The 2,836-nt window shown below is 72.5% G+C and carries 3 protein-coding genes and 1 pseudogene; all 4 read right to left on the reverse strand.

All coding sequences use genetic code 11. From position 1 onward, the window contains the following. Positions 1-387, reverse strand: a 387-nt coding sequence (locus KM933_RS38500) for a GTP-binding protein (protein WP_221362243.1), incomplete at its 3' end; no start/stop codon positions are given. Then, positions 368-766 carry a DUF742 domain-containing protein gene (locus KM933_RS38505; RefSeq protein WP_221362254.1) on the reverse strand — a complete coding sequence of 133 codons (399 nt, stop codon included), beginning with the start codon at positions 764-766 and terminating at the stop codon, positions 368-370. The genes KM933_RS38500 and KM933_RS38505, both read right to left, overlap by 20 nt. A 102-nt stretch (positions 767-868) precedes the next feature. Further along, on the reverse strand, positions 869-1,282 hold the full coding sequence (locus KM933_RS38510; RefSeq protein ID WP_055520031.1) for a roadblock/LC7 domain-containing protein: 414 nt from the start codon (positions 1,280-1,282) through the stop codon (positions 869-871). Between the two features lie 9 nt (positions 1,283-1,291). Next, a pseudogene (locus KM933_RS38515) lies at positions 1,292-2,836 on the reverse strand (nitrate- and nitrite sensing domain-containing protein); the annotation flags it as partial.

A 2,836-nucleotide genomic window follows, 5' to 3' on the forward strand; every position in this document is an offset into this window, starting at 1 on the left:
GCTGTTCTCGAAGTAGTCGACCGCCGGGAAGCAGTCGGCGAGGCGTCGGGTGTCGACCAGGACGACGGCGCCGATCGCGCCGCGCACCAGGTCGTCCCACATGAACCAGAAGCGGTCCTGGCCCGGCGTACCGAAGAGGTACAGGATCAGGTCCTGGTCCAGGGTGATGCGGCCGAAGTCCATGGCCACCGTGGTGGTGGTCTTGTCCCCGGTGTGGGTGAGGTCGTCGATGCCGGCGCTCGCGGACGTCATCACGGCCTCGGTACGCAGCGGGTTGATCTCGGAGACGGCACCCACGAACGTGGTCTTGCCGACGCCGAAACCACCCGCCACAACGATCTTGGCGGAGGTGGTTGCCCGCCCTCCGTCAGAGCTTGCGAAGTCCACTGAGCACCCTTTCGAGCAGTGTCACGTCCGGGGCGCCGCCGTTGCTCTCGTCGCCACCCGGCTGGTGGATGGCGACGAGTCCGGCCTCCGCGAGGTCAGCGACGAGAATCCGTGCCACACCCAGGGGCATGGACAGCAGGGCCGACACCTCTGCCACCGACTTGACCTCACGGCAGAGGTGGCAGATCCGCTGGTGCTCGGGGAGCAGTCCCATGAGCGCTGCCGGATCGGCCGTGGTGCTGATCAGCGCCTCGATGGCGAGCTGGTAGCGCGGCCGGGTCCGGCCGCCGGTCATCGCGTACGGACGTACCAGCGGCTGGTCGCCCTCGTCCTCGTACGAATGTGCGTACGGATCATGAGAAGCGGTGGGCGGGGTCATGGATCCTCCGGGCGGGACAGCAAGTCGGTCGGTCGTGCCGTCTGACGGGCCGGTGGGGGGAGGGCGGCCGGACGGTTTTTCCTGTAGGTCGGTGGAACCTTGCTAGTGGAGCAGGCTGCCCTGGAGCTCTGCCCGCAGATCCGGTGTGAGCACGGCGCCCGCACGGTCCACGAGCAGAGCCATCTCGTAACCGACGAGGCCGATGTCGCAGTCCGGGTGGGAGAGGACCGCGAGGGACGACCCGTCCGAGATGGACATCAGGAACAGGAATCCCCGCTCCATCTCGACGACGGTCTGGGCCACCGTGCCGCCCTCGAAGATGCGCGAGGCGCCGGCGGTCAGGGACGTGAGTCCGGAGGCGACGGCCGCGAGCTGGTCGGCGCGGTCGCGCGGGAAGCCCTCGGACATCGCCAGAAGGAGTCCGTCGGCGGAGACGACGACGGTGTGGGACACCCCGGGGGTGTTGTCAACGAAGTTGGTGATCAACCAGTTGAGGTTCTGTGCCGCCTGGCTCATCTGGCTCAACTAACGCTCCTGCTGGTGAGTGGGGCTGGGGAAGCTGCCGGTCTGGCCGGTACCGGCCTGGCGACCCTGCTGGATGCCCCTACGAAGGTTGGTCAGCCGGCCGCGTACGTCATCGGGCGCACGCGAGACCTGCGGACCGGTTTGGTGCTGTTGCTGCTGAGCCGTCCCGGCGACGAGGTTCGCGCGGGGAACCCGGCGCGGCAGACCCGAGACGGTGACGCCACCCGCGGTGGGCTGGCGTACCCGCTCGGCCTGACGGCCGAGTTCGTCATTGGGGGTGGACCGCCAGGAGGCGGAAGCGCCGGCGGGTGCCGGGCGCTGCGGTGCCGCGGAAGCCTGTGCGGGCTGCTGCGGAGCCTGCTCGTTCTGGGCGCCGTCGCCGCCCTGAGCCTGGTTGAACCAGTTGGTTTCCAGCGTGTCGTACAGCGGTGTACGTCCGTCGCCGGGGGTCGTCGCCGGCGGCAGTTCCCAGCCGTCGTTCGGTCCCCGCACGCCGTCGGGCCGCTGCGCGGCGCCCCGGTCGTCCTGCTGGTCCTGGGGGAGCACGGGACGGCGGCGCGCCTGCGGGCGCTGCTGCGGACGGTTGTCGCCCGCGGGCCGCTCGAACTGGCCGGTACCGTCGGCACCCTGCCGCTCGCCGTAGCCCTGCGCCGGGTACTGGCCGGTGTCCTGCGCGGAGTACTGGCCGTTGTCCTGCGGGACGTCCTGGCCCGGCGCCCGGTACTGGCCGTCGGAACCGCCGCCGTAACCGTTCGGCACGTACGGGGCCGGGGCCTGGCGGTCGTAGCCACCCGTGTCCTGGCTGCCGTACTGCCCGGTGTCCTGACGGTCGTACCCGCCCGTGCCCTGGCGGTCGTACTGCCCGGTCTCCTGGCGGCCGTACTGGTCGCCCTGCTGGGGGTTCTGCGGGCCGGCAGGGCCCGGCGTGCCGAACACGTCCGGGCGGACGAACTGCCCGCCGTCCTGCTGCGCACCGGCGCCGGGACGCGGTGCGTCGTAGTCGGGCCGCTGGAACTCCGCCGTGGAGGCGGGCCCGCCCTGCCGGTCGTCGATCCGCGGCATCTGCGAGGTGACGTCCGGCTCCTCGTGGCCGCGCATGGCGTCCGGCGCGGAACGCGGCACCGGCGGCTGGGCGTTGTCGTCGCTCCAGCTGGGCACGCGCGGCTGCGGGTTGCCGCCGGGCAGCTCGGCGCGCGGACCGCCGCGGGGCGGCAGCTGCGGCGACTGCTGTTGCTGCTGCTGGGGACGGCGCCCCTGATCGCCGTTGCCGGCGGGCCGCTGCTGTTGCTGCTGCGGGGCACCGGGACGGCGGTTGCCGCCCATGGTGTCCTGGCGCTGGCCGCCGAACATGTCCTGGCGGCCGGGGTCGTTGCCGAAGCCGTTGAAGCTCTGCGGAGCGCCCGCGCCGGCGGGGGCCGGCCTGCCCTGGGAAGGCTGCTGGGGCTGCTGGGGGGCCTGCTGGCCGCGCCCGCCGGGCGCGCCCGGTCCACCGGGGAAGCCGCCCGCCTCGGGCCTGGGCAGCGCGGCCCGCGGGGCGCTGCCCGC

Origin of the sequence: Streptomyces beigongshangae (genome assembly GCF_019710745.1) — a bacterium.
Taxonomy (GTDB): domain Bacteria; phylum Actinomycetota; class Actinomycetes; order Streptomycetales; family Streptomycetaceae; genus Streptomyces; species Streptomyces beigongshangae.

Coding starts and splice junctions, on each gene's coding strand:
- KM933_RS38505 (WP_221362254.1), bottom strand. CDS start 766: ATGACCCCGCCCACCGCTTCTCATGATCCGTACGCACATTCGTACGAG.
- KM933_RS38510 (WP_055520031.1), bottom strand. CDS start 1,282: ATGAGCCAGGCGGCACAGAACCTCAACTGGTTGATCACCAACTTCGTT.